This is a genomic window from Planomonospora algeriensis (assembly GCF_977012225.1).
Map to the genome: position 1 here is coordinate 1 of NZ_CDRNDK010000591.1, position 3,289 is coordinate 3,289.

Sequence of the window (3,289 nt, forward strand, 5' to 3'; positions counted from 1 at the left end):
GGAGTAGGCCCGCCGGCGCCGCCGCCGCGTCCCCCCAGCCGAGCAGCGCCGGGATCAGCAGGACCAGCAGGACGGCCGCCGCGCCGATCCCCGCCTTCGCGGCGGTCGGCATCCCCTCGTCCACCGCGAGCGGAACGCCGCCGAAGTCGCGGTCGAGCGCGGGGTTGCGGCGGGCGGCGGACGGCCGCCCGACGGGTCCGCGCCGGTGGAACCGGTGCTGGGGGCCGCGGACGGCTCGTCACCCCGGTCGGTGAGGACCTCCGGGAAGGTGTAGGCGGGCCGGGAGGCGCCGGCCTGCCCCGTCGGCCGACGGGGTGGGTTCGAAGCGGAGCCAGCCCACGCCCTCGAAGTAGAGTTCGGGCCAGGCGTGCGAGTCGTGCGTGCGGACGTTCCACTGGCCGGAGGCGCTGGTGCCGCCGATGTAGCCGATGGCGACCCGGGAGGGGATGCCCAGGACCCGGGCGAGCACCGCCATCGAGGCGGCGAACTGCTCGCAGTACCCGGACCTGCTGCGGAGCAGGAAGTCCGCCAGGGCGGAGCCGTCGTGGCCCTGCGTGGCCAGGCTGTAGGTGAACCCGCCCTCGGTGGTGAAGAAGTCCTGGAGCAGGACCGCCTTCTGGTACGGGGTGGCGCCCTCCCCGGCGACCTCCTCGGCCAGTCGCCGGATCTCCGAGGGCAGGTCGCCCGGGAGCGGCAGATACCGCTCCCTGATCGCCTCCGGAGCCGGCCCCGCCGCCTTGAGCATGGCCGCCGTGGGCTTCGGCTCGGCGCTGACGACCTCGTAGGAGGCCCCTCCGGCGGTGTCGGTGTGGGAGAACACCATGAGCGTCTCCCGGTCGGGCCGCCAGTCGCCGTCGATCCGGATCGTGCCCGGAGGGTACGGCAGCGGCAGGAACTTCAGGTCCTCTACCTCCTCGCTCACCGTGATCCGGGTGGTGACCTGAGTGGTGGGCACGCCCGGGCCCTGCCCCGGGGCGGGGGGCAGGGGCCCGGCGGAGGTGCGGTCCTCGGACCGTCCGGTCGGCTCCGTCATCGTCCACTGCTCGCCGTCGAAGACGTCCAGCGAGTACAACCGCAGGTAGCGGGAGGAGTTGTCGCTGGTCGCATAGGTCAGGAGGGTGGAGTTGGCGGGCCGTGAGAGCTCCCGGCGCAGGTTGGCCACCGGGTCGGGGGGGAAGCTGATCGCGGTGCCGTTCCCGCCCTTGCCGCTGCCCACGCCGAAGCCGAACAGCGGGTCGGGCTCCAGCGTGGGCAGCAGCGAGGGCAGCAGGATGGCCAGGGTGATCGCGGTGAAGCCGACCCGCTTGCCCGACAGCCGCAGGGCGGAGGGGTCGTCGGCGGGACGGGGGGCGACGAAGGAGGGCGTCCGGCGCACCAGCACCGTCCGCCCCCAGTGGCCGACCCGTTCCCGTCCGTCGGCGACCAGCAGTCCCAGGAAGCCCAGCGCGCCGAGGACGATCACCCACCAGCCGAGCGGGTCGTCGAGGAACGAGGCGGGCACCACGAACAGCGACAGCAGCGGCAGGCCGGCCAGCGCGGCCCGGCGGAGCCGTACCGCCAGGAAGTCGACGCAGATCGCGATCAGGCCGACGCCGCCGCAGGTCAGCAGGGTGATCCCGGCGCTGGAGGGGACCGGGACCGCGAAGCGCTGGATGTCGGCGAACCCGCGGGCCGCCAGCTCCGCCAGCCTGATGACCGAGTCCTTGGTGGGCACCACCAGGGCCCACGCCTGCGGGCCGGTGAACACCGCCGTCAGGTAGATCCAGACGGCGGTCGCCTGCGCCGGCGGGGCCAGCCAGTACGGCAGAGCGTAGTGAGAGGCCAGCACGCCGATCCCGGTCACCACGAGGATGATCCCGAGGCCCGTCCAGAACCAGGCACCCCCCTGGAAGAGGGGGTGGAGCGCGATGGCCACCGCCGCGGTGGCCACGCCGGACATGACGGGAAGTCTCATGAGTCGCTCCCGGTGAGTGCGAATCGCCCGCGCTGCGCCGCGTCCGGCCACACGTCCGCGATCGAGGCGCCCGCGGGCAGCCGGACGATGCGCCAGCCCGCTCCGGCGAGCACCGCCTGCGCCGCCTGGTACTCCCGGCCGTCGCCGAGCTCGGGCCGCTCCCAGCCCGCCACGTCCAGCAGCACGGCGACGCCGGTGACGTTGCCGTGCCTGAGGCGGGCCAGGGACTGCGCCTCCTCCACGGTGACGCCGCCGAGCACGGCCACGATCAACCCGTCCCCGCCGCCCTGCCGCAGCGCGGTGACGCCGTACTCCAGCGTCCGCGCCGAGCTGGTCCGGGCCACGGCGAGGGTGTCCAGCAGCGACCAGCTCAGCCCGGTGCCGGCGAGGTGCCCGGTCTCCTGCGTGGCGCCCTGATCGGTGACCAGGCGCAGGCCCAGGCCCTCGTGGGCCAGGTGGACGCCGATGGAGGCCGCGGCCGAGACCGCCACCTCGAAGGAGGAGCGGGGCCCCTCGCCGCGGTGCGCGTGCCTGCGGGTGTCCAGCAGCAGCGCGCCCCGGCTCTGCCACTGCTGCTCCTCGCGCCGGACCATGAGCTCGCCGTGCCGGGCGGTCGAGCGCCAGTGCACCCGCCGCAGGTCGTCGCCCTGCCGGTACTCGCGCGGCGCGACGTCGTCGTCGCCCGCCGCCGCCACGCTCCTGGTACGGCTGTCGCCCCCGCCCGTCCACTCGCCGGACAGGCGGACGTGGGGGAGGGACACCACCTGGGGCGTCACCACCAGCGTGTCGCTGACGGTGAACGACCGGGTCAGCTCGACCAGGCCGAAGGGGTCGCTGATCCGGATCGAGAGGGGCCCGATGGGGAAGCGGCCCCGCAGGTCGGACCGGACCCGGTAGTCGATCTCCCGGACGCCCCGCGGCTCCACCCGGTCCAGGACGAATCTGGGCCGGGCCCCGAGCGCGTAGGGGACGGTGTCCTCGATCATCAGCAGGCCGGTGGGCAGCCGGGTGACGTTCTCCAGCCGGAGGGTCACCGCGGCCTCGCTGCCGACCTCGGCCCGGGGCGGGTCGAGGCGCCGCGCGCAGCTCAGCCGGTAGCGGGTGCGCGCCACCACCACGGCCGCGATCAGCGGGAGGGAGAGGACCAGCACCCCGACGCGGAGCAGGTCGTGCTCCCCGATGAAGAAGGCACAGGCCAGCGCCGCGAGCCCGGAGGCCAGGAAGGACCGGCCGCGTGTGGTGAGAGCCCGGAGCCCGGTCATCCCGTCACCGCCCCGCACGGCGGGACGGCCGGAGGCGCCCCACCGCGTCGGCCGCGCCGGCCGCGGGCGTCGA

Annotated in this window: 2 protein-coding genes; both read right to left on the minus strand. The window is 75.0% G+C overall.

The genetic code is table 11. From position 1 onward, the window contains the following. Positions 1-238 precede the first annotated feature (238 nt). Complete coding sequence (locus tag ACWJ6R_RS32925; protein WP_449065962.1) at positions 239-1,954, minus strand: transglutaminase family protein; 1,716 nt, start codon at positions 1,952-1,954, stop codon at positions 239-241. After that, on the minus strand, positions 1,951-3,216 hold the full coding sequence (locus ACWJ6R_RS32930) for a DUF58 domain-containing protein (RefSeq protein WP_449065963.1): 1,266 nt from the start codon (positions 3,214-3,216) through the stop codon (positions 1,951-1,953). Before ACWJ6R_RS32930 ends, ACWJ6R_RS32925 begins: the two co-directional genes overlap by 4 nt. Positions 3,217-3,289: the final 73 nt, after the last annotated feature.